Below are 23235 nucleotides of genomic sequence, written 5' to 3'. Positions count from 1 at the left end.
TCCCGCCTCCACGGCGGCCCGCGTGCTCCGGCGCGCGGGCCGCCCCCGTCGGTAGCGTGCGGCGCATGACCTCAGTCCTCGTGACCGGCGCGGCCGGGTTCATCGGGTCCCACTTCACCCGCCACTGGGTGGCCGAGCACCCGGAGGACCGCGTGGTGGCGCTGGACGCGCTGACGTACGCGGGCACCGAGACGAACCTGGCCGACGTGCGCGACCGGATCACGTTCGTCCACGGCGACATCGCCTCGGCCGACCTGACCGGGATCGACGTGGTGGTGAACTTCGCCGCCGAGTCGCACAACAGCCTCGCCGTGCTCGACCCGACCCGGTTCTTCCGCACCAACGTGCTGGGCACGCAGGCGTTGCTGGAGGCCGCGCGGCAAGCGGGTGTCCGGCGGTTCCACCACATCTCGACGTGCGAGGTGTACGGGGACCTGCCGCTGGACGCCGGCTCGGCGTTCACGGAGGAGTCCCCGTACCGGCCGCGCACGCCGTACAACGCGAGCAAGGCCGGCGCGGACCACGCGGTGCGGGCGTACTCGGAGACGTTCGGCCTGCCGGTGACCATCACGAACTGCGCGAACAACTACGGGCCGAACCAGTTCCCGGAGAAGGTGCTGCCGCTGTTCACGACGCGGGCGCTGGACGGCGGCGACCTGCCGGTCTACGCGTCGAAGGACAACCGGCGCGAGTGGGTCCACGTGCTCGACCACTGCCGGGCGATCGAGGCCGTGCTGCTGCGCGGGCGGGTCGGCGAGACGTACCACGTGGGCACGGGCGTGGAGGCGAGCGTCGAGGAGATCGCCGACCTCGTGCTGGACGAGCTCGGACTGCCCGCGTCCCGGAAGGCGACCGTGCCGGACCGCCCCGGCCACGACCGGCGCTACCTGCTGGACTCGGCGAAGATCCGGCGCGAGCTGGGCTGGGAGCCGCGGGTGCCGTTCGAGTCGGGCGTGCGCGACACCATCCGCTGGTACGCCGACAACCGGTCCTGGTGGGAGCCGCTGCGCGACCGGAGCCCCGTCTCCGAGACCTCCTGGACCGGCTGACCGTCCCCGGCCGTTTCGCGGCGTCGTTCAGCCGGCCGTACGCCGCGCCGTTCCGCCGGGCCGTACGACGACGAAGGACCCCGCAGGGGGGACGCCTGCGGGGCCCTTCGGTCGTGCGGGGGTGTTACTTGAGGCCGTTGCCGATCGCGGTGATCAGCTCGCCGTTCGCGGTGTCACCGTCGAGCGCCCAGAAGAACGCGCCGCCGAGACCCTGGTTCTTGGCGTACGTCATCTTGCCGCCGATGGTGGCGGGGGTGTCGTAGCTCCACCACTGGTTGCCGCAGTGCGCGTACGCCGTGCCCGCGACGGTGCCGGTGGCCGGGCACTTGGTCTTGAGGACCTTGTAGTCCTCGATGCCCGCCTCGTAGGTGCCCGGCGCCGCGCCGGTCGCCGTGCCGCCCGGCGCGGACTGGGTCACGCCGGTCCAGCCGCGGCCGTAGAAGCCGATGCCGAGCAGCAGCTTGGACGCCGGGACGCCCTTGGCCTTCAGCTTCTGGATCGCCGCGTCGGAGTTGAAGCCGGCGGTCGGGATGCCGGGGTAGGACGTCAGCGGCGAGTGCGGGGCCGTCGGACCCTGCGCCGCCCAGGCGCCGAAGTAGTCGTACGTCATGACGTTGTACCAGTCGAGGTACTGCGCCGCGCCGCCGTAGTCGGCCGCGTCGATCTTGCCGCCGTTGGAGCCGTCCGCCGTGATGGCGGCCGTCACCAGGTTGTTGGCGCCGAAGCGCGCGCGCAGGGCCTGGGACACGGTCTTCATCGAGCTGAAGCCGGAGGTGTCGCAGGTCAGACCGCAGGCGTTCGGGTACTCCCAGTCGATGTCGATGCCGTCGAACACGTCCGCCCAGCGCGGGTCCTCGACCAGCTTGTAGCAGGAGTCGGCGAAGGCCGCCGGGTTCTGGGCCGCCTGGCCGAAGCCGCCGGACCAGGTCCAACCGCCGAACGACCACAGCACCTTGATGTGCGGGTACATCTTCTTCAGCTTGCGCAGCTGGTTGAACGAGCCGCGCAGGGAGCCGGTGTCCCACGTGTCGGCGACGCCGTCCACGGAGTTCGCGGCGGTGTAGGCCATGTCGTAGTCGGCGTAGGCGTCACCGATGGTGCACTGGCCGTTCTGCACGTTGCCGAACGCGTAGTTGATGTGCGTCAGCTTCGCGGCCGAACCGCTGGTGTGGATGTTCTTCACGAAGTACTGGCGGCCGTAGACGCCCCACTGGGTGAAGTAGCCCAGGTTCTTGGTGCCGGGCGGCGGCGGGTTGCCCGTCGTCGTGGTGGTGGTCGTCGTGGTCGTGGTGGTGGTCGTCGTCGTGGTGGTCGAGGTGCTCGACGTCGGGTCGACCCCGCCGGCCTCGCACGACGCGCCGTTCAGCTTGCAGTTGGCGGGACCGGAGTACGCGCCGGAGTACGAGACGTTGAAGCCGAAGCTCACCGTGCCGCCGACGCCCACGTTGCCGTTCCACGTGTTCTTCACGGTCACGTGCTGGCCGCTGGTGGTGTACGAGCCGTCCCACAGGGAGCTGACCTTGTGGCCGGCGGGCAGGTCGAACTCGACCGTCCACGAGGTGAGGGCGGCGGTGCCGCCGTTCTTGATCGTGTACTTGCCCTCGTAGCCGGTGCCCCAGTCCGAGCCCTTGCTGAAGGTGGCCGAAACGCCGCCCGCGCCGCTCGCCGCGGGCGCGACGACCAGCCCCACCACCAACGTGGCGACCGCCACGAACAACGCTGTGACATGCCATCGGATCTTGGACATCGTGCTCCTTGTCAGGAAAGGAGTGCAGGGTTGACGCCACCATGTGGTTCAGACCACTTCACGGTCAAGGTCTAGACCATTGTCGTCACTCGAATGGCCTAGTGGTTGGCGTTCCGGAACCGGTTCCGGGCGTTCGGGACCACTAGGGGTGGATGAGCCTAAAGTCGCGGCGCTTTCCCCACCAGAGGGGGACGGCGGGGCGTCGCCGAATGGCCAGACTCGGTCTCCTCGACGTTCGACGGAAGGACAGGACATGCGGGGGACGAGGGCAGTGGCCGTGGCGGCCGTCGTGGGGTTGGCGACGGCGGTCGTCGGCGGCACGGCGGTGGCCGAGCCGGGCGCCGGGGCCGGTCACGACCGGATCGACCGGCAGGCCGTGCAGCGGGCGTTGGACGAGATGGCGCGGACCGGCGCGCAGGGCGTGCAGATCCGCGTCACGGACGGTCGGCACCAGTTCACCGCCCGTGCCGGCACGGCGCGGGTCGACTCGCCGCGGCCCGTGCCGACCGACGGCCGGTTCCGGGTCGGCAGCATCACCAAGACGTTCGTGTCGACCGTGGTGCTCCAGCTGGCCGGTGAGGGCCGGGTCGAGCTGGACGCGCCCGTGGGCCGGTACCTGCCGGGGCTGCTGCCGCACGGCGACCGGATCACCGTGCGGCAGGTGCTCCAGCACACCAGCGGTCTCTACAACTACACCGCCGCCCTGCCGCTCGACCCGGACGACTTCGAGGGCATCCGGTACCGGACGTGGGCGCCCGCCGAGCTGGTGGCCCTGGCCACGGCCCGGCCGCTCGACTTCGAGCCGGGCACGAGCTGGCGGTACTCGAACACCAACTACGTCGTCGCGGGCCTGCTGGTCGAGAAGGTCACCGGGCGCCCGTACGGCGACGCCGTGCACCAGCGCGTCATCCGGCCGCTGGGCTTGAGCGGGACGTCCGTGCCGGGCACCCGCACCGCCATCCCCGGTCCGCACGCGCACGGGTACGTCCGGGCGGCGGGGCAGGTCGTCGACATCACCGAGATCAACCCGTCGATCGCGTACGCGGCGGGCGAGATGATCTCCACGACGGCCGACCTGGACCGGTTCGCGGACGCCCTGCTCGACGGCCGCCTGCTGCGCCCGGAGCAGCGGGCGGAGCTGACGTCGGTCCTGCCGCACACCGCCGGCTACGGCCTGGGGATCGAGGCGACCGAGCTGCCGTGCGGCGTGAAGGTGTGGGGGCACGGCGGGGGCATCCCCGGCTACTCCAGCGTGGTGCTGAGCACGGAGGACACGAAGACCCGCCTGACCGCGTCCATGACCTCCGCCCCGGACCCGGGGCAGGTCACCGGGTACGAGGAGGTGCTGGCGGAGGTCTTCTGCTGACGGTGGGGCGGGGCTGAGCGGCCCGCGGCGTTCGGCGTGAGGGGCTTCCCGATGGCACGGGAAGCCCCTCACGCCGGTCCGACGACGTCCGGGGGCAGGACGGCGTCGGGGAGGGGGCGCGGCTGGGGCGGTCAGCCTGGTGCGCCCGCGGTCAGGTGCCGGCCAGGAACTTCTCCAGCTGCTCCACGACGAACGCGTGGTCCTCGGCTTGGGGCAGGCCGGAGACGCCCACGGTGCCCACCATGCCCACGCCGACGACGTTGACCGGGAACACGCCGCCGTGCGCGGCGTAGCGGTCGGGGTCCAGGCGGGAGTCCTCCTCGAACGTGCGGCCGTTCGCGCGGAACGTCTCGCCGACCCGGTACGAGCTGCGGGCGTACCGGTCCACCACCCGGCTCTTCCGGTCGATCCACTCGTCGTTGTCGGCGGACGTGCCCGGCAGCGCGGCGTGGAACAGGCGTTGCGCCCCGCGCCGCACGGAGATGGTCACCGGCAGCCCCCGGGCACGGGCCGCGTCCAGCAGGAACGCGCCCAGCGCCAGCGCCACGTCGTTGTCGAACGACGTGAACACCAGCCGCTCCTCCTGCTCGGCCAACGTCTCCAACAAGCTCACAGCGACACCACCTGTCCGGTCCGGGCGGAGGTGAACGCCGCCTCGATCACTTCCAGCGCGCGCACCGCGGACTCCGGGTCCACCGGCAGCGGGCTGCCGTCGCGGAGCGCGGCGACCAGCAGCCGGTAGAACTCCGAGTAGGCGCCGGGCAGGCCGACGACCTCTTCGGCGTGGTCCGGCAGCCCCAGACGGCCGCATGTCGACAAATCGTCAAACGGCTTGCCGGTGGCGAGGGCTTCCTCCTGGCGGTCCAGCCCCTCCGACACGTACGCGGCCTCCGAGCCGAGCACGCGGAACCGGGGGCCGTGGTGCGAGGCGGTGGAGCTCGCCCACAGGTGCGACCGCACGCCGTTCACGTGGGTCAGCGCGACGAACACGTCGTCGTCCACCTGAACGCCCGGACGGCGCAGGTCCAGCTCCGCGTACACCGCGGACACCGGCCCGAACAGCTCCAACGCCTGGTCGACGAGGTGCGCGCCGAGGTCGTACAGCAGCCCGCCCGCCTCCTCGGGGGCGCCGAGCTCGCGCCAGTTGTCCCACACGTCCGGCGCCCACCGCTCGAACCGCGACTCGAACCGCGTCACCGCGCCCAGCGCGCCGTCGGCGACGAGCGACCGGACGGTGCGGAAGTCGCTGTCCCACCGCCGGTTCTGGAACACGGTCACCGGCACGTCCCGGTAGCGGGCCGCCTGGAGCACGCGGCGGGCGTCGGCGGACGTGGGCGCGAACGGCTTGTCCACGACGACCGGCAGGCCCGCCTCGATGGCCGCCAGCGCGAGCGGCACGTGGGTCCGGTTCGGGGTGGCGACCACGATCAGGTCGAGGTCGAGCCCGAACAGGTCCTCGACGGTGTGCGGGAGCTCGGCGTCGGGGTGCTCGGCGGCGGCCTGCGCGCGCCGCGCCGGGCCGGACGTGACGACGGCGGTCAGCTCAAGGTCCGGGGTGGCCGCGATCAGGGGCGCGTGGAAGACGCGGCCAGCGATGCCGTAGCCGAGCAGTCCGGTGCGGAGGGGCATACCGCATTAAAGCAACGGTGTGTAGTAAAACGCCAGATGTCATGATGGCCGGGTGCCCAACTTGCGCTTCCTGCGGGGATACAACGACGCGGTGGTGCTGGGCCTGGCCAGGTCCGGCGCCGTGACCAGGGTGGAGCTGGCCGACCGCAGCGGGCTCACCCCGCAGGCGGTGTCCAAGGTGGTGAGCAGGCTCATCGACGACGGCCTGCTGGTCGAGTCCGGCACCCGCAACGTCGGCGTCGGCAAGCCGCGCACCCTGCTCAAGCTCGTCGCCGACAGCAGGTTCGCGCTCGGGGCCCAGGTCGAGCGGGACGAGCTGCGCGTCGTGCTCACCGACCTCGCGGGCACGGTGCTGGAGCGGGCCGTCGCGCCGCTGCCACCCGACTTCGACCCGCCCACGTTCGTCGCCGAGCTGACCCGCCTCGTGGACGCCCTGCGCACCGACGAGCTGGGCGGCGACCGGCTGTCCGGCGACCGGCTGCTCGGCGTCGGCATCGGGTTCGTCGGACCGCTCGACCACCGCACCGGCGTCGTGCACTACCCGACCGGCCTGACCGAGTGGCAGGACGTGCCGCTGCGCGCGTTGGCCGAGCAACGCCTGGGCCTGCCGGTCGTCCTCGACAAGGACACGAACACGGCGGTCGTCGCCGAGGCGTGGCGGCGCGGCGAGGAGCTGCGGGACGCGGTGCTCGTGCTCGTCGGCACCGGCCTCGGCATCGGCATGCTGCTGGACGGCCGCGTGCACCGGGGCGTCCGCACCAACGCGGGCGAGTACGGGCACACCACGATCCAGCTCGACGGCCCGCCGTGCGTGTGCGGGCGCAGCGGGTGCATCGAGGCCCTGCACAACCTCGCCGCCGCCCGCGGCGACCTGGTCGAGGCGACGTCCGTGGTGGGGGTCGCGGTGGCCGACCTGGTGCAGCTGCTCGACATCGACCACGTCGTGCTGGCGGGTCGCGCGGTCCTCGCCCAACCCGACGCCTACCTCGAAGGCGTGCGCGCCCGGCTGCCCAAGGACGAGTGGCTGCCGGTGGACGTGTCGATCACCCCGCTGGGTGATGACGTCGTGGCGGCCGGGGCGGCGATGCTGCTCCTGAGCGAGTTCTACGGCCGTCCCAGGTGACCGAATTGGACATGCCCTGCTCACGGGCACTCGTGCGGGTGATTCACTGTGCGGCATGTATGCGCTCCGGTACGCCGTCGGGACCGACACCGGCCTGCGCCGTGATGCGAACGAGGACTCCCTGTACTTCACCGAGCGCCTGTTCGCCGTCGCCGACGGCATGGGCGGGCACGCGTACGGCGAAGTGGCGAGTTCGATCGCGGTGGCGGTGCTGGCCGACCTCGACGTGGAGTCCGACGACCCCCTCGGTGAGCTGGCCGGCGCGGCCCGGGAGATCGCCATCCGGCTGACCGACCTGGCCGAGGAGAACTTCGACATGCGCGGCATGGGCACCACGCTCACCGCGCTGCTGTGGGACGGCGAGCGGTTCGCGGTCGGGCACATCGGGGACTCGCGCTGCTACCTCGTCCGCGAGGGCGCGCTGACCCAGATCACCCGCGACCACACGATGGTGCAGGCGCTCGTCGACGAGGGCCGGATGGCCGCGGAGCAGGCCGCCGAGCACCCCGGCAGGTCCATGCTCATGCGGGCGCTGCAAGCGGGCAGCGCGCACGACCCGGACCTGTTCTTCCAGGACGTGGAGGCGGGCGACCGCTACCTGATCTGCTCGGACGGGCTGTCGGACGTCGTGCCGCCGGACCGGATCGGCGAGCTGCTGACGGCGACGGCGGACGGCGACGAGACCGTGCGGGCGCTGATCGACGCGGCCAACGAGGCCGGCGGGCCCGACAACATCACGTGCGTCGTGGTCGACGTGCTGCCGTCGGGCAACTCGTCGTGGCTGCCGACCTGGCTGACCCGCTGACCCCGGCTGACCCGGGACGGGCCGGCGGGCGTCCGGGGTGTCCGGGCGGCGTCCGGTGAAGCCGAGGGGGCTCAGGGTGCGGACACGTCCACGTCGAGCAGGTCCCGCAGCGCCGCCTCCCCGGTCGGCGTGAGGCGGACCGCCCGCCCGGTCCCGACCCGGCGCACCCACCCCTCCGCGTGCAGGTGCGCGCACACGTGCGCCCCGGCCGCGCCCGCCAGGTGGGACCTCCGCTCGGTCCAGTCCAGGCACGCCTTGGCGAGCGGCCGGCGGCCGGTCGGCGGGGTGAAGGCGAGTGCGTCCCGCAGCCACGCGAGCCCGACGTCGGTGACGGCCAGGTCGTCGGTGAGCAGCCCGCGGGACGTCATGGCGTCGGTGATCGCCACGCCGAGCCGTCCGGCGAGGTGGTCGTAGCACGTCCGGCCCCGTCGGAGCGCCTGGTCGGCGGTGGCGGCGGCGAGGGTCGGCCGGGCCGGCGCCGCGGGGCCGAGGTAGGCGAGCAGGTCTTCGAGCAGCCGCGCCTGGCGCGGGCCGGCCAGCTGGACGTACCGGTGCCGCCCCTGCCGCCGCTCCACCAGCAGGCCGCCGCGGACGAGCCGGGTCAGGTGCTCGCTGGCCGTGGACGGCGCGACGTCGGCGGCCGCGGCCAATTCTCCGGACGTCCACGCCTTGCCGTCCAGGAGCGCGAGCAGGAACCGCGCCCGGCTGCGGTCGGCCAGCAGCGCGGCCAGGTCCGCGAGTTCGTCGGCTGCCACGTCCGCCATTGTGCGCCGCCGACGTTTCGGCGCGCGCCGAAGTGATCCGGCCGTACGTTCGCCCCATGACTTCGGAGGTCCTGCGGAACGAGGCGTACGTGGTCCCACCGGTGCCGGCGGCCGGGTCGGGGGTGGCGTGGTTGCGCGCCACCGTCGCGCGGTTCAGCGAAGGCGCGGACCACGTGCGGCGGCGGGCGTTGGCCGAGCACGTCCTGCCCACTGTGGACGTCGCCGCCCTGCGCCGGCCGGGGACGCCGGTGGCGGTGCTGGCGGAGGCGCTGGGGCTGCCGCGGTCCGTCGCGCCGGACGTGCGGCTCGTCGCCGGGTGCTACCAGCCGCACGTCACCGTCACGCCGGAGGCCGACGCGGCGGTGGCCCGGCTGGTCGAGGCGTGCGGCGGCACGTGGGACGAGGAGACCGCCAACCGCATCGGGCTGCTGGTGCAGGCGTGCGACGCGACGGTCGCGCTGGTCGCGGACGTCGAGCCGCCGGTGCCGGTCACGCGACGCGTCGCGCCGGACGGGCGGGTGGTCGAGGTGGACCTGGGCGACGCCTGGTTCGGCGCCGGCCGCCACGAGTGCCCCGGACGGGCGCACGCGTTGGCGCTGGTCGAGGGCTCGCGCGCGTTCCACCGGCTGCACGACGACTTCCTCGTCCTCCCGAACGCGTGGGACTTCGCGTCGGCGGTGGCGCTGGTGCGGGCCGGCTTCCCGGCCGTCGGCACGACGAGCCTGGGCGTCGCGGCGGCGCACGGCCTCCCGGACGCGGCCGGCGCGGCGCGGGAGGAGACGCTGGCGCTGGCCCGTCGCCTGGTGCGGCTGCCCGTGCCGATCTCCGTGGACGTCGAGGCGGGGTTCGGCGGCGACGTGCGGGACCTGGCGGCGGAGCTGTGGGAGCTGGGCGTGGCCGGCGTGAACGTCGAGGACGGGCGCGGCGAGGCGCTGGCCGACCCGGAGGAGCAGGCGGCGATCGTGCGGGCGTTCAAGGACGCCGCGCCGGGGCTGTTCGTCAACGCGCGGGTGGACACGCACTGGCTCGGCGTCGACCGGGACTCGACGTCGGCCCGCGCCGCCCGGTACGTGGACGCGGGCGCGGACGGCGTGTTCGTGCCCGGCCTGACCGACGAGCGGGAGATCGCGGACATCGCTGCGGCCGTGCCCGTGCCGCTGAACGTGCTGGCGCAGCGCGACGTCCGGGTGCTGAAGGACCTCGGCGTGCGGCGGGTCAGCACGGGGTCGCTGCTGTTCCGCGCGGCCCTCGGCGAAACGGTCCGCACCGCGCTCGCCGTGCGTGACGGCCGGGCCGCCCCGGACGACGTGCCCGGCTACGACGAGGTCCAACGGCTGGCGACGGGCCGCTGAGCCACGCCGACGGGCCGCTGAGCCACCCCAACGGGCCCGCTGAGCCACCCCACAGGCCGCCGAGTCACCCCGACGGACCGCCGAGTTGCCCGACCGACGCCGACCGGGCCCGCCCGAGCGCCCGCCGCAGGAACAACGCCGGCACCAACACCAGCACCGACACCGCCACGACCCCGCCGTACACCCACGCCGCGTACACCGCGAACGACAGCACCTCGCTGCCCAACCCGGCCACGGACGTCACGGTCGCCCGCGCGTCGCCGGTGATCCGCTCCTGCAACCGGGCCTCGGCGGTCACCCACACCAGCCGGTACGCGCCGTAGAACACCGCGACGCCGGCCAACCCCGCCGGGTGGCCGACGAACCCGGCCACGGCCAGCAGCACCGCCGCACCTCCCAGCAGCACGCCCGGCGGCAGCCGGACGACGCCACCCAGCGCGGCCCCGGCGGCACCCGCCAGCGGGATGGACAGGGTCGCCAGCGGCACCAGGGCCACCGGCACCCGCCAGTCGTGCGCGACCAGCGGGAAGTACTCCTCGAACGCGTCGATCGCCGCCAGCATGGCCACCACCAGGACGGCGAGGCGGACGTCCGGCGTGCGCGCGGTCTCCGACAGGCCGGACCGCAACGTGGCCAGGTAGCTCTCCGGCTCCGGGCGCGGCGTCTCGGGCAGCCTGGTCGCCACCAGCGCCGCCGCGAGGCACGTCCCCACGCTCACCCAGCCCGCGAGCGCGAAACCGCCCGCGTCGAACAGCACGGTCGCCAGCAGCGCGGCCGGGATCTGGGCCAGCAGGCCGACCGCCGTGACGCGGCCGATCACCACGCCGAAGTGGGAGCGCGCGCCGACCGCCGCCAGACCGTCGTGCAGCAGGGCTTCCAGCGCGCCCGACGACATCGCGCCGCCCACGCCCCACAGCACGAACCCCACGGCGAAGCCGGTGAAGCCGGGCAGCACCGTCCACAACGCGTAGCCGGCCGCCTGGCACACGCCGGCCGCGACGACGGACCACTTGCGGGAGAACCGGTCCGCGAACGCGCCGAACGGGACCTCGGCGACGACCGCGACCGTCGACCAGATCGCGAACAGCGCCGAGACCTCGGCGTCCGACAACCCGGTGGCCACGAACAGCAGCGCGTACAGCGGGTAGATCGGCACGGTGTCGGCCAGCACCGCCCAGCCCACCGCGAGGCGGGCCAGGGGTCGGGCCGGGGGCGGTGTGGGGCGTCAACCGAAGCGCATGCCGCGCAGGTTAACCCGCTCCCGGCCCGGCCGTCACCGCTGTTTCTGCCCGGGCCGACAGTTCGTCAGACGGGTTCGTCGACCTGCTTCCGCCGTGCGGCCAGCGCGGCGTCGACCACCAGGAACGCCACGAGGCTCAGGCCGAACAACGGGACGAACCAGCCCACGCCCGCGGCCACCACGAGCACCACGACGAGCTGCGCCCGCGGCACCTTCCGCCACTGGCCGCCCGGCACCGGCCGGCCGAAGCCGCGGGTCGGGCGGCGCAGCCACCACATCCGGTAGCCGAGCACCACCAGCGCCACGAGACCCAGCCCCAGGGCCAGCAGGAGCACCTGGTTCGGCCAGCCGAACAGGACGCCCATGTGCGCGTCGATGCCCCACCGGCTGAGCTTCGCGGCCACCGGGTAGTCGGCGAACCGGACCTCGCCCACCACCGCGCCGCCGGTCACGGCGACCGCGTCCGCCTGCGTGGGCCAGCCGCGGCCGATCTCGGTGACCTTCCACGGCATGCCGGACATCGGCGGCACGGCGATCTCGATCGACCCGGCGTCGATGCCCGCCGAGCGCGCCGTGGCCAGCACGGAGTCGATCTCGCCGGGCATGACCGGGATGGGGTTGCTCATGTCGTGCCCGGCGTGGTCGTCGCCCGCGCTCAACGCGGGGGTGGTCCAGCCGAGGGCCTTGCGCAGGTCGGCGACGTTCTCGCCGGCGTACGTCGACCAGGTCAGGCCGGTCGCGGACAGGAACAGCGCGCCCACCAGCACCCACAGGCCGAGCGTGGCGTGCCGCTTGGTCGTCGGCCTGGTCCGCTGGTTGCGGCGGCGGCTGAACCACAGCACCACGCCGCCCAGCGCGACGACCCACAGCCAGGACGCGGCCAGCTCGCTGTAGAGCCGGCCGGGCTCGCCGAGCAGGAGGTTGGCGTGCAGCTTGTCGATCGTGGTGCGCAGCGGCAGCACGCCGCTGGTCCCGTAGGTCATCAGGTCGCCGACCACCCGACCGTCCGCCGGGTCGACGAACACGGTGGGCCGCGCGTCGCCGTCACTGGCGAACAGCACGCGGGTCGTCGCGCCGGGTTCGGGCGCGGGGCGGACGGCGACCAGCTCGTCGCCGGGCCGCGCGGCGACCGCGGCCTTCACCTGCTGCGACAGCGGCACGGTCTGCGTCGACACGGGGACGCGCAGGTGGTCGGAGTAGAGCCACGACTCCACCTGGGGCGTCGCGGCGTAGAGGACGCCGGTGAGGGCGGCGATCAGGACGAACGGGCCGACGAGCACGCCCGCGTAGAAGTGGAAGCGCAGCACGAGGCCGCGCCAGGACTCGGTCATGGCGGGAACTCCCGGGTATGAGGGGATGCCACCGGTCCCGCAACGGGACGGTGGTGGGGAAAGGGCGCATACCTAGGAGCGGGGCGGACCTCGACGGGGCAGCGCGCGGCGGCGCAGCACCTCCGCCGGCGGCTGCGGCGCGTGCGCGGCGATCGGGATGCGCAGCGGCGCGACCGCCGGCGGCGGGGTGGTCGTGCGGGGCAGCACCGACGCCACGGCGGCGGCCAGCCGGAACACGGCCTGCTCGAAGCCCGCCAGCGCCGCGACGACGACCGCCGTCGCCGCGGCGTGGGCCAGCAGCCCGGACGGCGACGGCACCAGCTCGCGCGGGTGCCGGGTCAGCAGGGCGAGGAACACGTGCGCCGCCACCTGCACCACGCCGACCAGGCCGAGCAGCTCGGCGAACCCGAGCTGCCGGTCCGTCAGCGGCACGCAGGTCCAGGCGATGGCGAAGGCGAACACCAGCACGTGGGGCAACGACGGCACGTGACCGCCGCCGCCGGCGTGCGCGAGCACGGCGAGCAGACCGGTCGACAGCCCGACCGCGCCGCAGCGCACGACGCGCGCGGCGCCACGGGTCGCTACCGGCGCCAGTGCCACGCTTCCGCAGCGTAGTGGTCCCGACCGGGTCGGGAGTAGACCCGAATGCTCGCCGTTCGCTGAGGTCAGGGCATCTGGAAGCGCTCCCGGACCCAGTCGGCGAAAGTCCGCGGCGGGCGGCCCAGCACGGTGGCCACGTCGTCGGAGAGCAGCGACCCGCCGCCGGTCCGGACCGCCCGCACGCCCTCCGCGTACGCCTCGGGCAGCGACTCCAGCGGAACGTCCACAGTGGACAGGGGACGGCCCAGGAACCCCGACAGGACGGCCACCTGCCCCGGCACGTCCAACAGCTCCGGCCCGGTCAGCGTGTACGTCCGCCCGTGGTGGTCGCCGAGCAGCGCCGCCACCGCCACCTCGGCCAGGTCGCGCGGGTCGACCACGCCCAGCCTGGTCGTGCCCATCGGGTTCGGGATCGGATCGCCGGCGGCGATCAGCGACGCCCACTGGAGCGAGTTCGACGCGAACAGACCGGCCCGCAACACCGTCCACGACGGGAACGCGCGGGCCGCCTCCTCTCCCGGACGGTGCCACGTGGAGACCGGGCCGACCGGGATGGCCGACAGCTTCACCACCTTGGGCACGCCCGCGCGCTTCGCCGCGTCCAGCACGGCCAGGTCGTAGGCGGGCAGCTCGGGCGTGCCGGGGCCGAGCAGGAACAGCGCGTCCACGCCGGCGACGGCGCGGTCGAGGGACGCCGGGTCGGTGTGGTCGCCGCGGACCTGGTCACCGGTCGGCGTGCGGGACATGGCGCGGAACGGGACGGCGCACTCGGCGAGGAGGCGGACGACTTCGCGCCCGGTGGTGCCGGTGGCACCCGTGATCAGCAACATGCGGCGAGTCTGGTTCGACGGGGTCGGGAAGGTATTGGAAGTTCCGGCGGTTGTGCGGGACGTGGACGAGCGCTTGCGGCCGTGGGTCACCGGGATCGGCACGCGGCGCCTCGCCGGCGAGCGGCTCGTGCACGCGCCGGACACGGCGACCACGCTGGTCCTGTGCTCGGAGACGGGCGAGGCGTTCGTGCTGGGCCCGCGCGACCGCGCCGGCTACCACGCCGGGCGGCCGGCGCGGCGGACCGTCGTGCGGCTCACGCCGGGGCGCGCCCAGGCCGTGCTGGGCGTGCCGGTGGACGAGCTGGTCGACCGCAAGGTGCCGCTGAGCGACGTGTGGGGGAGCCGGGTGACCGACGAGGCCGCGTTGCGGGCCGCGCTGCTCGACCGGCTCGCGTCGGTCGAACCGGGCCGCTCGGACCTCGTGCACGCGGCGGCACGGCTGCTGCGCACCCGCGGGGTGGCGGAGACCGCGCGGGAACTCGCCGTCGGCGAACGGCGGCTGCGGACGTTGTTCGGCGAGGCGGTCGGCTTGTCGCCCAAGCGGTTCGCGCGGGTCGACCGCGTGCGCCGGGTGGTGGCGCGGGGCAGGGCGGGCGAGTGGGCGCGGCTGGCCGCCGAGCTGGGGTACTACGACCAGGCCCACCTGATCGCGGAGTTCCGGGCGACGATGGGCGTGCCGCCCGGCGCGTACGTCGCGGGCAACCTGCCGCCCGTCACGTCCTGCTAGAGCGCGTCCTGCCCGGGGCGGTCCAGCGCGAGGGCGAAGAACAGCGCCGTCTCGCCCTCGGCCGGCGTGCCCCGGTAGAACGTGGTGTCCAGCCCGCACAGGGCGAAACCCATCCGCCGGTACGCGCGCACGGCGGGCACGTTCACGGTGGACGTCTCCAGCCACGCGGTGAGCGCGCCGTGCTCACGGCCGTGCGCCAGCGCGTGCTCCAGCAGCGTCCGGCCGATGCCGAGCCCGCGGTGCTGCGGCGCGACGGTGACCTGGTGGATCACCAGCCGGCGGCGCCAGTCCTCCACGTCGACCGCCACGAACCCGCGCACCCGCGGGCCGTCGGCGGCGACGAACACCGTGCCGCCCGGGTCGTCGTCCGGCGGGAACACCTTGCGCAGCGGCGGGTCGACCGGCGTCTCGCGCAGCCGGAAGCCGTCCGGCCCGGCGTCCACCTCGAACACCGCGCCGGTGGTGAACGAGTCGTCCAGCCGGCCGACCTGGTCCAGGTCGGCGGCCCTGGCGGCACGCAGGTCCACGGCGTCACACCTCCACGGCGTCAGGTTCCCACGGTGTCGAGTTCCCCGGCGTCAGACCCCGGCGTCAGACCTCGGCGTTCCGGACGGCGGCGGACGCGGTGATGGCGACGGCCGAGCCGACCAGGCCCGCGACGGCGAGCCACAGCGCGGTCCGGAGGCCGACCCAGTCGGCCAGCACACCGCCCAGCGGCGCGCCGAGGACGATCACGCCCCGGTTGACCGACCGGATGGTGGCGTTCATCCGGCCCTGCATCCGGTCCGGGGTGATCGCCTGCCGGTAGCCCATCTCCACCGGCCCGTCCAGGCCGATGGCCAGGAAGAACAGGAACTGCGCCGCGCACAGCAGCACGAAGCCTGACGCGCCGGACGTGGCCAGCGGGACCAGCGCGTACGCCACGGGGGTCAGCCAGCGACCGGCCAGGATGGTCGGCCCGACCCCGAACCGGCGGCCCGCGCGACCGGACAGCGACGCGCCGATCAGCCCGCCGAGCCCGCCCACGGCGAACGTCAGGCCGAACTCGAACGCGTCGAAGCCCAGCACGTCGAGCACCAGCACGGAGTAGCAGGTGGTGACCACCGCGGTGAACAGGAACCACAGGTGCGACGTGAGGGCGAGCGGGCGCAGCACGGGGTGCCGGTACACCCACCGCAGCCCGTCCCGGATCTCGCCGCGCAGGTCCCGCCGCGGCGCGGGGTCGAGTTGCTCGGTGGTGCGCAGCCGGGCCAGCAGCAGACCGGACACCAGGTACGAGACGGCGTCCACGAGGATTGCCAGGGGTCCGCCGACGAGCTTCACCAGCGCGCCGCCGAGGAACGGCCCGACGCCCTGCGCGACCGACCGGGTCTGCTCGATCCGGGCGTTGGCGTCGACCAGCCGCGCGCCCGGCACGAGCCGGGGCAGGAACGACTGGTGCGCCGCGTCGTAGAACAGGGACAACGTCCCGAACACCACGACCAGGCCGATCAGCGACGGCATGGTCAACGTCCCGGTGAACGCCAGCAGCGGGATGAGCGCCAGCACGGCGGCGCGCGCGAAGTCGGCCCCGACCAGCATCGGCAGCCGCCGTCGCCGGTCCACGACCACGCCCGCGAGCAGCCCGAACAGCAGGTACGGCAGCCACCGCGCGGCCTCCAGCAGGCCGACTCCGGTGGCGGTGGCGCCGAGCGTCAGCACCGCCACCGCGCGCAACGCCAGCGTGGTGATGTGCGTGCCGGCCAACGACACCGTGTCGGCCGCCCAGAAGCGGACGAAGTCCCGATGGCCCCGCAACGTCGTGTCGGTCATTCGATCACCCCCCACAGCCACCCTGCCATGCGCCGCTCAGGCCGCACCGAGGCCCGCCAGGCACGCCCGCGGCCAAGCACACCCGGCACGGCGTCGATCACCGGCACGGCGGCGCTCAGGGCGGCAGCGGTCAGCCAGGGCGGCGGTCAGGCAGGGGCGGTGGTCACGACGGCGGCCGGTCCGGGCGGCGGCGGTCAGGCAGGGCGACGGCGGTCAGGCAGGCGGCAGGGCTCAGGGCGACGGGCGGTCAGGACGGCTGGGAGGCGCCGCAGGCGGCGGCCCGGTCGAGCAGGAGCTTGCGCTCCCGCTCGTTGCGGGTGAGGCCGGCCGCCCGCTCGAACTCCGCCCGCGCCTCGCCGTCCCGGCCCAGCTTGGCCAGCAGGTCGCCGCGCACGCTCGGCAGCAGGTGGTAGCCCTTCAGCGCGGGCTCGTCCACGAGCTCGTCCACCAGTTCCAGCCCGACCTCCGGGCCGAACGCCATCCCGATCGCCACCGCGTGGTTCAGCTCCACGATCGGGGACGGCGCGACCAGCGACAACGCCTCGTACAGGCCGGCGATCCGGGTCCAGTCGGTGTCCTCCGGCACGCGGGCCCGCGCGTGGCACGCGGCGATGGCCGCCTGCAACGCGTACGGGCCGGCGGCCCCGCCCAGCGACTCGGCCTTCTCCAACGCCGCCAGCCCGCGGCGGATGAGCAGCTGGTCCCAGCGGGCCCGGTTCTGGTCCAGCAGCAGCACGGGCTCGCCGTCCGGCCCGATCCGCGCCTTGGCGCGCGACGCCTGGATCTCCATCAACGCCACGAGCCCGTGCACCTCGGGTTCGCGCGGCACGAGGCCGGCCAGCACGCGGCCGAGCCGGAGGGCGTCCTCGCACAGCGCCGGGCGCATCCAGTCGTCGCCCGCGGTGGCCGAGTAGCCCTCGTTGAAGATCAGGTAGATCACGCCGAGCACCGACGCCAGCCGCGCGTCCCGCTCGTCCTCCGCCGGCACCTCGAACGGCACGCCGGCCTTGGCCAGCGCCTTCTTCGCCCGGACGATCCGCTGCGCCACCGTCGACTCGGGCACCAGGAACGCGCGGGCGATCTCGTCGGTGGTGAGGCCGCCCAGCATCCGCAGCGTCAGCGCCACCTGCGCCTCGGTGGACAGCACCGGGTGGCAGGCGGTGAACACCAGGCGCAGCAGGTCGTCGTCGATCTCGCCGACGGTGGCCGCCGCGTCGGGCACGTGGTCGGCGCCGGTGTCGCGGCCGATCTGCTCCAACTTGCGCCGGTAGTTCCGGTCACGCCGGATGAGGTCGACGGCGCGGTTCTTCGCCGCCGTCATGAGCCACGCGCCGGGGTTGCGCGGCACGCCGTGCTCCGGCCACTGCTCCAGCGCCGTGACCAGGGCGTCCTGTGCCAGCTCCTCGGCGAGGCCGACGTCGCGCACCATCCGTGCCAGCCCCGCGATGAGGCGGGCGGACTCGATCCGCCACACCGCTTCCACCGCACGCCGCGCATCGGTAGCCGTCACGGGGACGGATCAGATCAGCTACCGATGCGCGGCGGCAAGCGGAACGGCGTGGCGTGCCGCCCGCGGGTCAGCCGTTGGCGCGGGACTCCTGCTCGGCGCGCAGCTCGCGCTCCCGCTCCTTCAGCTCGGGCGAGGCGTTGACGAAGTCGTCCTCGGTGAAGACCTGCCGGATCTCGATCTGCGACTCGTCGCCGGTGGGGTTCGGCACCCGCTTCACCCACTCCACGGCCTCCTCCAGCGACTTGACCTCGATCAGCCAGAAACCCGCGATCAGCTCCTTGGTCTCGGTGAACGGCCCGTCGACCACGGTGCGCTTGTCGCCGGAGAAGTAGACCCGGGCGCCCTTGGAGCTGGGGTGCAGGCCCTCGCCGGCCAGCATCACGCCGGCCTTCACCAGCTCCTCGTTGAACGCGGCCATCTCGTTCAGCTGCTCCGCGGTCGGCTGGACGCCCGCCTCGCTGTCCTCGTTCGCCTTCACGATCACCATGAAACGCATGTCGTTCTCCCTGTCGGTTCGCTCGGCCGTCCATCCTGGCCCGTACCTGAGCGACGAACGAGCGGGGTCGTGGATCGACACGGCGGCCGAGGTTTTTCCAAGATTTTTCCGCAGGCCGTCGACCAGCGCTTTTACGTGATCGGCGAGCCTCCGGTCACACCGATGACCTCGCCGGTGATGTAGCTCGACTCGGACGAGGCGAGGAAGACGTACAGCGGCGCCAGCTCGGCGGGCTGCCCGGCGCGGCCCATCGGCGACTGCTCGCCGAAGCTCTCGACCTTCTCCGGCGGCATGGTGGCCGGGATGAGCGGTGTCCACACCGGACCGGGCGCGACGGAGTTCACCCGGATCTTCCGGTCGACGAGGTTCTGCGCCAGGCCCTTGGTGAAGTTCACGATGGCGGCCTTGGTGGTGGCGTAGTCGAGGAGCTGGAACGACGGCTGGAAGCCCTGGATGGACGACGTGGTGATGATCGAGGAGCCCTCGGGCATGTGCGGCACGGCCGCCTTGCACAGCCAGAACATCGCGTAGACGTTCGTCTTCAGGACGCGGTCGAACTGCTCGGTGGTGATGTCGAGCAGACCGCCTTCCTGCGACATCTGGTAGGCGGCGTTGCTGACCAGGACGTCGACGCGCCCGAACTCCTCGACCGCGCGGGCCACGACGGCCGCGCACTGCGACTCCTCGACCAGGTCGCCGGGGACCGTGACGGCCTTGCGCCCGGCCTCCTCGACCAGGCGCGCGGTGTCGCGGGCGTCCTTCTCCTCCGACGGCAGGTACGAGATGAGCACGTCGGCGCCCTCGCGCGCGAACGCCAGCGCGACGGCCCGGCCGATGCCGGAGTCGCCGCCGGTGATCACGGCCTTCTTGTCGGTCAGCCGCCCCGTGCCGCGGTACGTGCTCTCGCCGTGGTCGGGGGTGGGGCGGACGTCGTCGGTCAAACCGGGGTACTTGATGGGGGTCTCGGCCATGCCCGCAGGGTGCCCACGCGCAAGCCGCCTGAACACGCCGACGGCGCACCTCCGGGTGGAGGTGCGCCGTCACGGGTCCGCTCGGCGCGGTCAGCCCGCGGTCTGCCGGCGGAGGACGCGCTGGAGCGTGAAGGCGCCGGGGCCGAGGGCGGCGAGCAGCAGGAACACCCAGCTGTAGACGGCGGCCAGCTCGCCCATGTTGTGCATCGGGAGCAGCGCCTCGGGCTGGTGGACGGTGAAGTACGCGTAGGCCATCACGCCGGACAGCACGAACGCCACCGGCCGCGCGGCCAGGCCCACCAGCACCAGGACCGCGCCGACCAGTTCGATGACGCTGCCGTACCAGCCCGGCCACGAGCCGAACGGCACCGCGGCGCCCTGCCCGTCGATGCCGCCCAGGTAGCCGAGGCCCTGGAGGCCGTGGCAGCCGAAGAGGAACGACACGACGATCCGGAAGGCGGCGAGCACCAGGTCGTTGCGCTTGGTCGCGGTGGAGGTGGCGGCGGGGCGGGTGTCGGTCGTGGTGGTCATCTCAGCTCCCCTTCTCGGTGGTCTCACTGACACGACGAACGGGGTCGCGCCGGATCGACAGGTCCGCCGAACTTTTTTCCGGGAAGTCGAGCTGGACGGTGAAACGGCTGGTCGGGGGCGGCAGCGGCTGGCCGCGGCGGAAGAACCGGACCGGTCGCGGGTCGGTCGCCTCGGCCCGCATCGCGTCGAGGTCGGCCTCGGTCGGCGCACGGGCGACGGACGGGCCGGGCCGGTGGTCGAGCGGCGGCGCCGGAGGCAGGTGCTCGTCCGGCAGCGGGGGCAGGTCGAGCCGGCACGCGACCAGGCCGGGTGTCTCGGGGACGTCCACCGGGAACACCGAGCCCGGCCACACGTAGTCGAGGTCGTCCGGCACGTCGGGGAACAGCGGGCGGTAGAAGTCCGGGTCCTTGCGGAGGAGGGCGGACCGGTGGCTGCGGTGCAGCTCCTCGTCACCCAGCCACGGCGGCAGGAGGCCTTCGGCCAGGCACCACGACCACGTCGGCTCCCGCCCGCCCGTGAACTCCAGCAGCACGGCGCGCACCCCGTCCCGGTGGCCACGCCGACGCCACTCGTCGCACACCGCCGCCCCGTAGGCGACGAGCGCGGGCGTGAAGCCGCGCCACATGACGACCGCCGGGTGGTGCTTCCAGCCGTACTCGGGCCAGACCAGGGCCCGCAGCACCTGCAACGTCTCCACGCGCTGCTTGCCGAGCCGCCGCGAGTCGAGGACGGCGGCGCTGCGGCCGAAGGTGGCGCACGGCAGGAACGTCTGCACCCGTGCCGCTTACCCCGCGTGGACGGTGGTCAAGCGCCCGGACCGGGTGGTCGTGCCCCGGACGGGCTGGCAAGAGACCGCCGGTCTGTTAGGTTGCCCCGGTGGAGTTCCAGCGCGCCAGGCGACCCGAGCAGGTGGAGCAGCGGCGGCGCACGATCCTCGACACGGCGTGCTCCATGCTGCGCGACCGGCGCGTCGCCGACATCAGCCTGCGCGAGCTGAGCGAGCGCGTGGGGCTCGCGAAGTCGAACGTCCTGCGGTACTTCGACAGCCGCGAGGCGATCTTCCTCGAAGTGCTGGACGAGGAGTGGGGCGCTTGGCTGGACCAGGTCGAGGCCGACCTGGCGTCCGCCGACGGCGCGGTCGACGTCGCGAGCGCGATCGCCGGGTCGCTGGTGCGCCGCCGGCTCCTGTGCGAGCTGATCAGCGGCATGGCGGGCGTGCTGGAGCGGAACATCTCCGTCGACTGCGCCCGCGCCTTCAAACGCCGCGCGACCGCGCGCACGGCACGGCTGGCCGACCTCGTGCGCGCCCGCGTGCCGGAGCTGGACGACGCGGCGGCACGGCACTTCGCCGGCGTCGTGCTCGTGCTGACGGCCGGCCTCTGGCCGCACGCGAACCCCACCGACACGGTGGCCGCGGTGCTGGCGGAGCTGGGCGCGCCGCCGGCCGACGAGCTGTTCCGCGACGGCCTGACCGAGGGCCTGGTCAACCAACTGGTGGGACTCGTCGCCCGGGCGCGGGCGGCCGACGCCTAGGGTGCTCCCCCGTGAAGGCACTCGTGGTTCGCGGTGGCTGGGCCGGGCACTCGCCGGTGGAGGCCACCGACTCGTTCCTGCCGTTCCTGCGCTCCTCGGGCTTCGAGGTCGACGTGTCCGACTCGCTGGAGGCCTACGACGCCGGCCTCGGTGCGTACGACCTGATCGTCCAGTGCTGGAGCGACGGCGTGCTGACCGACGACCAGTTCGCCTGCCTCGACGCGGCGGTGCGGTCCGGGACGGGGCTCGCCGGGTGGCACGGCGGCCTGGTGGACGCGTTCCGCCACTCCCGCGAGTACATGCGGTTGGTCGGCGGTCAGTTCGTCGCCCATCCCGGTGATGTCGTGGACCACCGGGTGGACATCACGTCCACGCACCCGGTGGTGGCGGGCCTGTCCGGGTTCTCGCTGCGGACCGAGCAGTACTGGGTGCTGACGGACGGGCTGAACGACGTGCACGCCACGACGACGTTCGCCGCCGACCCGCTCTGGCACGCGCCGCTGACCGTGCCCGCGGTGTGGACGCGCCGGTGGGGCGCGGGCCGGGTCTTCGCGTGCACGATCGGCCACTTCCCGGCCGACCTCGCCCTGCCGCCGGTCCGGACGCTGGTCGAGCGCGGCCTCCTCTGGGCGGCCCGGCCCGCCGGCTGACGTCCGGCCCGCGCGTTCCCGGGCACCGGCCCTGTCGCCATCAGCCCTGTCGCCGGTCAACCTGTCGCGGTCAGCCCTGGGGGTCGTCAGCCGCGTCGTCGGCGCGGCACGCGTCGAGCACGCGGGCGCGCAGCCACCGGTGCGCCGGATCGGCGTCGAAGCGGACGTGCCACAGCAGCGAGACCACCACCTCGGGTGCCCGGAAGGGCAGCTCGAACGCGCGCATCCCCTGCCGCAGGGGCGCGGTGTGGCGCTCCGGGACCGTGGCGACCAGGTCGGAGGCGTTCGCCAGCGCCAACGCGGCGCCGAAGCCGTCGACCACCGTGACGACGGTCCGCCGGTGGCCCGTCGCGTGGAGGGCCTCGTCCACCAGCCCTTCCCCCAGGCCGCGCCTGGAGACGTGCACGTGGCGCGCGGAGGCGTACCGGGCGGCGGTCACCGTCCCCGTGCCGAGCGGGTGCTCGTCCCGCACCACCCCGATGAACCGGTCGGTGAAGAGGGGCGCGGTCACGACGTCCGGGGGGACGGCGCGGTCGACGACGCCCGTCTCCAGGTCCACCAGGCCGTCCCGCAGGCGCACCACGTCCTTCTTGGCCTTCCGGAGGAACCGCAGGCGCACGCCGGGCGCCGTCCGGCCCACCTCGGCCACCAACGCGGGCCCGAACCCCTCCACGAACCCGTCGCTGGAACGCACCGTGAACGTCCGCTCCAGCGTCGCCAGGTCCAGCCTTTCCGCCGGCCTCAGCACCTCTTCGGCTTCCCGGACCAGCTCGCGCACGCGGTCGCGGATCGCCACCGCGTGGGGCGTCGGCGCCAACCCCCGGCCGGCCCGCACCAGCAGCGGGTCCCCGGTGGCCCGCCGCAGCCGGGCGAGCGCGCGACTCATCGCGGACGGGCTGAGCGCCAGCCGTTCCCCCGCCCGCGTCACGCTGCCCTCTTGGAGCAGGACGTCAAGGGTGACCAGCAGGTTCAGGTCAGGTCGCGCCATACCCGAACGATCTCACGAACGCTCTGTGACGTGGCGTCCCGTGCACAAGTGGCTTGCCATCTTTGCGCCTTCCGCCAGGTCGGAACGCGCCTTACGTTCGGTGAGACCGGCGTCCACCGCGACCGGCACCGACTCCAGGAAGCGACCACCGCCTTGACACCGGCAACCCCACCGGCGCCGC

At 73.8% G+C, this 23235-nt stretch carries 24 protein-coding genes; 8 read left to right on the top strand and 16 right to left on the bottom strand.

The features are described from left to right. Positions 1-65: 65 nt before the first annotated feature. Entirely contained in the window at positions 66-1049 is a 984-nt protein-coding gene (rfbB, locus tag ACRAKH_RS29755; RefSeq protein WP_380722719.1) for a dTDP-glucose 4,6-dehydratase, read from the top strand. Positions 1050-1173: 124 nt separating this feature from the next. Here the strand turns inward: rfbB and ACRAKH_RS29750 are convergent, their stop codons facing one another. Continuing rightward, positions 1174-2796, bottom strand: a complete 1623-nt coding sequence (locus ACRAKH_RS29750) for a glycosyl hydrolase family 18 protein (protein ID WP_380722721.1) — start codon at positions 2794-2796, stop codon at positions 1174-1176. A gap of 253 nt (positions 2797-3049) precedes the next feature. Between ACRAKH_RS29750 and ACRAKH_RS29745 the strand changes: the two genes are divergently transcribed. Further along, positions 3050-4162, top strand: a complete 1113-nt coding sequence (locus ACRAKH_RS29745; protein ID WP_380722723.1) for a serine hydrolase domain-containing protein — start codon at positions 3050-3052, stop codon at positions 4160-4162. Between the two features lie 151 nt (positions 4163-4313). On the opposite strand, the gene ACRAKH_RS29740 is transcribed toward ACRAKH_RS29745, so the two are convergent. Both ACRAKH_RS29740 and ACRAKH_RS29735 read right to left on the bottom strand, forming a co-directional pair. Further along, entirely contained in the window at positions 4314-4775 is a 462-nt protein-coding gene (locus ACRAKH_RS29740; protein ID WP_380722725.1) for a heme-degrading domain-containing protein, read from the bottom strand. Next, positions 4772-5791 carry a Gfo/Idh/MocA family protein gene (locus ACRAKH_RS29735; protein WP_380722727.1) on the bottom strand — a complete coding sequence of 340 codons (1020 nt, stop codon included), beginning with the start codon at positions 5789-5791 and terminating at the stop codon, positions 4772-4774. Before ACRAKH_RS29735 ends, ACRAKH_RS29740 begins: the two co-directional genes overlap by 4 nt. 52 nt (positions 5792-5843) lie before the next feature. On the opposite strand from ACRAKH_RS29735, the gene ACRAKH_RS29730 reads away from it, so the two are divergent. Together ACRAKH_RS29730 and ACRAKH_RS29725 are read left to right on the top strand one after the other, a co-directional pair. Continuing rightward, a complete protein-coding gene (locus tag ACRAKH_RS29730) occupies positions 5844-6914 on the top strand; it encodes an ROK family transcriptional regulator (RefSeq protein ID WP_380722729.1) in 1071 nt (356 codons plus the stop codon). 55 nt (positions 6915-6969) lie between these two features. After that, positions 6970-7719 carry a PP2C family protein-serine/threonine phosphatase gene (locus ACRAKH_RS29725; protein WP_380722731.1) on the top strand — a complete coding sequence of 250 codons (750 nt, stop codon included), beginning with the start codon at positions 6970-6972 and terminating at the stop codon, positions 7717-7719. Positions 7720-7790: 71 nt separating this feature from the next. On the opposite strand, the gene ACRAKH_RS29720 is transcribed toward ACRAKH_RS29725, so the two are convergent. Beyond that, positions 7791-8474, bottom strand: a complete 684-nt coding sequence (locus tag ACRAKH_RS29720) for an ArsR/SmtB family transcription factor (protein ID WP_447009429.1) — start codon at positions 8472-8474, stop codon at positions 7791-7793. Between the two features lie 65 nt (positions 8475-8539). Between ACRAKH_RS29720 and ACRAKH_RS29715 the strand changes: the two genes are divergently transcribed. Next, entirely contained in the window at positions 8540-9835 is a 1296-nt protein-coding gene (locus ACRAKH_RS29715; protein WP_447009428.1) for an isocitrate lyase/PEP mutase family protein, read from the top strand. Positions 9836-9899: 64 nt separating this feature from the next. Here ACRAKH_RS29715 and ACRAKH_RS29710 read toward each other — a convergent pair whose 3' ends face one another. From ACRAKH_RS29710 to ACRAKH_RS29695, 4 genes are all read right to left on the bottom strand, one after another. Next, positions 9900-11006 carry an MFS transporter gene (locus ACRAKH_RS29710; RefSeq protein WP_380722736.1) on the bottom strand — a complete coding sequence of 369 codons (1107 nt, stop codon included), beginning with the start codon at positions 11004-11006 and terminating at the stop codon, positions 9900-9902. Positions 11007-11140: 134 nt separating this feature from the next. Then, positions 11141-12406: a PepSY-associated TM helix domain-containing protein gene (locus tag ACRAKH_RS29705; protein WP_380722738.1), complete on the bottom strand. Its 1266-nt coding sequence runs from the start codon at positions 12404-12406 to the stop codon at positions 11141-11143. A gap of 72 nt (positions 12407-12478) precedes the next feature. Next, positions 12479-13006, bottom strand: coding sequence for a hypothetical protein (locus tag ACRAKH_RS29700; protein WP_447009427.1), 528 nt, complete (start codon positions 13004-13006; stop codon positions 12479-12481). A 65-nt stretch (positions 13007-13071) separates the two neighbouring features. Continuing rightward, positions 13072-13836 (bottom strand): NAD(P)H-binding protein, encoded by a 765-nt coding sequence (locus ACRAKH_RS29695; protein WP_380730742.1) that lies wholly within the window; start codon positions 13834-13836, stop codon positions 13072-13074. 61 nt (positions 13837-13897) lie between these two features. On the opposite strand from ACRAKH_RS29695, the gene ACRAKH_RS29690 reads away from it, so the two are divergent. After that, positions 13898-14563 carry a helix-turn-helix domain-containing protein gene (locus ACRAKH_RS29690; RefSeq protein WP_447009426.1) on the top strand — a complete coding sequence of 222 codons (666 nt, stop codon included), beginning with the start codon at positions 13898-13900 and terminating at the stop codon, positions 14561-14563. Here ACRAKH_RS29690 and ACRAKH_RS29685 read toward each other — a convergent pair. The 7 genes from ACRAKH_RS29685 to ACRAKH_RS29655 form a co-directional block, all read right to left on the bottom strand. Beyond that, positions 14560-15090: a GNAT family N-acetyltransferase gene (locus ACRAKH_RS29685; RefSeq protein WP_380728274.1), complete on the bottom strand. Its 531-nt coding sequence runs from the start codon at positions 15088-15090 to the stop codon at positions 14560-14562. The genes ACRAKH_RS29690 and ACRAKH_RS29685 overlap by 4 nt on opposite strands. 64 nt (positions 15091-15154) lie before the next feature. Next, on the bottom strand, positions 15155-16375 hold the full coding sequence (locus ACRAKH_RS29680; protein ID WP_380728272.1) for an MFS transporter: 1221 nt from the start codon (positions 16373-16375) through the stop codon (positions 15155-15157). 247 nt (positions 16376-16622) lie between these two features. Beyond that, a complete protein-coding gene (locus ACRAKH_RS29675) occupies positions 16623-17885 on the bottom strand; it encodes an RNA polymerase sigma factor (RefSeq protein WP_380728270.1) in 1263 nt (420 codons plus the stop codon). A gap of 67 nt (positions 17886-17952) precedes the next feature. After that, a complete protein-coding gene (locus tag ACRAKH_RS29670; RefSeq protein ID WP_380728268.1) occupies positions 17953-18381 on the bottom strand; it encodes a YciI family protein in 429 nt (142 codons plus the stop codon). Between the two features lie 131 nt (positions 18382-18512). Continuing rightward, positions 18513-19352 (bottom strand): SDR family oxidoreductase, encoded by an 840-nt coding sequence (locus ACRAKH_RS29665; protein ID WP_380728266.1) that lies wholly within the window; start codon positions 19350-19352, stop codon positions 18513-18515. 90 nt (positions 19353-19442) lie between these two features. Beyond that, on the bottom strand, positions 19443-19883 hold the full coding sequence (locus ACRAKH_RS29660) for a DoxX family protein (RefSeq protein ID WP_380728264.1): 441 nt from the start codon (positions 19881-19883) through the stop codon (positions 19443-19445). A 1-nt stretch (position 19884) separates the two neighbouring features. Next, a complete protein-coding gene (locus ACRAKH_RS29655) occupies positions 19885-20658 on the bottom strand; it encodes an MSMEG_6728 family protein (protein WP_380728263.1) in 774 nt (257 codons plus the stop codon). A gap of 101 nt (positions 20659-20759) precedes the next feature. Between ACRAKH_RS29655 and ACRAKH_RS29650 the strand changes: the two genes are divergently transcribed. Both ACRAKH_RS29650 and ACRAKH_RS29645 read left to right on the top strand, forming a co-directional pair. Then, positions 20760-21416, top strand: a complete 657-nt coding sequence (locus ACRAKH_RS29650; protein WP_380728261.1) for a TetR/AcrR family transcriptional regulator — start codon at positions 20760-20762, stop codon at positions 21414-21416. An 11-nt stretch (positions 21417-21427) separates the two neighbouring features. After that, positions 21428-22066: a ThuA domain-containing protein gene (locus ACRAKH_RS29645; protein ID WP_380728259.1), complete on the top strand. Its 639-nt coding sequence runs from the start codon at positions 21428-21430 to the stop codon at positions 22064-22066. Between the two features lie 70 nt (positions 22067-22136). Here ACRAKH_RS29645 and ACRAKH_RS29640 read toward each other — a convergent pair whose 3' ends face one another. Continuing rightward, positions 22137-23054: a LysR family transcriptional regulator gene (locus ACRAKH_RS29640; protein WP_380728257.1), complete on the bottom strand. Its 918-nt coding sequence runs from the start codon at positions 23052-23054 to the stop codon at positions 22137-22139. Between the last annotated feature and the right edge of the window lie 181 nt (positions 23055-23235).

The organism is Saccharothrix hoggarensis (assembly GCF_052936025.1).
The sequence above is the reverse complement of the archived record's forward strand: the minus strand, read 5'-3'. Positions and strand labels throughout refer to the sequence as shown.

What these genes read in the sequence shown, in the direction of transcription:
- ACRAKH_RS29735 (WP_380722727.1), bottom strand. Translation starts at nt 5,791, where the DNA reads ATGCCCCTCCGCACCGGACTGCTCGGCTACGGCATCGCTGGCCGCGTC.
- rfbB (WP_380722719.1), top strand. Translation starts at nt 66, where the DNA reads ATGACCTCAGTCCTCGTGACCGGCGCGGCCGGGTTCATCGGGTCCCAC.
- ACRAKH_RS29725 (WP_380722731.1), top strand. Translation starts at nt 6,970, where the DNA reads ATGTATGCGCTCCGGTACGCCGTCGGGACCGACACCGGCCTGCGCCGT.
- ACRAKH_RS29750 (WP_380722721.1), bottom strand. Translation starts at nt 2,796, where the DNA reads ATGTCCAAGATCCGATGGCATGTCACAGCGTTGTTCGTGGCGGTCGCC.
- ACRAKH_RS29705 (WP_380722738.1), bottom strand. Translation starts at nt 12,406, where the DNA reads ATGACCGAGTCCTGGCGCGGCCTCGTGCTGCGCTTCCACTTCTACGCG.
- ACRAKH_RS29640 (WP_380728257.1), bottom strand. Translation starts at nt 23,054, where the DNA reads ATGGCGCGACCTGACCTGAACCTGCTGGTCACCCTTGACGTCCTGCTC.
- ACRAKH_RS29695 (WP_380730742.1), bottom strand. Translation starts at nt 13,836, where the DNA reads ATGTTGCTGATCACGGGTGCCACCGGCACCACCGGGCGCGAAGTCGTC.
- ACRAKH_RS29680 (WP_380728272.1), bottom strand. Translation starts at nt 16,375, where the DNA reads ATGACCGACACGACGTTGCGGGGCCATCGGGACTTCGTCCGCTTCTGG.
- ACRAKH_RS29660 (WP_380728264.1), bottom strand. Translation starts at nt 19,883, where the DNA reads ATGACCACCACGACCGACACCCGCCCCGCCGCCACCTCCACCGCGACC.
- ACRAKH_RS29745 (WP_380722723.1), top strand. Translation starts at nt 3,050, where the DNA reads ATGCGGGGGACGAGGGCAGTGGCCGTGGCGGCCGTCGTGGGGTTGGCG.
- ACRAKH_RS29665 (WP_380728266.1), bottom strand. Translation starts at nt 19,352, where the DNA reads ATGGCCGAGACCCCCATCAAGTACCCCGGTTTGACCGACGACGTCCGC.
- ACRAKH_RS29715 (WP_447009428.1), top strand. Translation starts at nt 8,540, where the DNA reads ATGACTTCGGAGGTCCTGCGGAACGAGGCGTACGTGGTCCCACCGGTG.
- ACRAKH_RS29670 (WP_380728268.1), bottom strand. Translation starts at nt 18,381, where the DNA reads ATGCGTTTCATGGTGATCGTGAAGGCGAACGAGGACAGCGAGGCGGGC.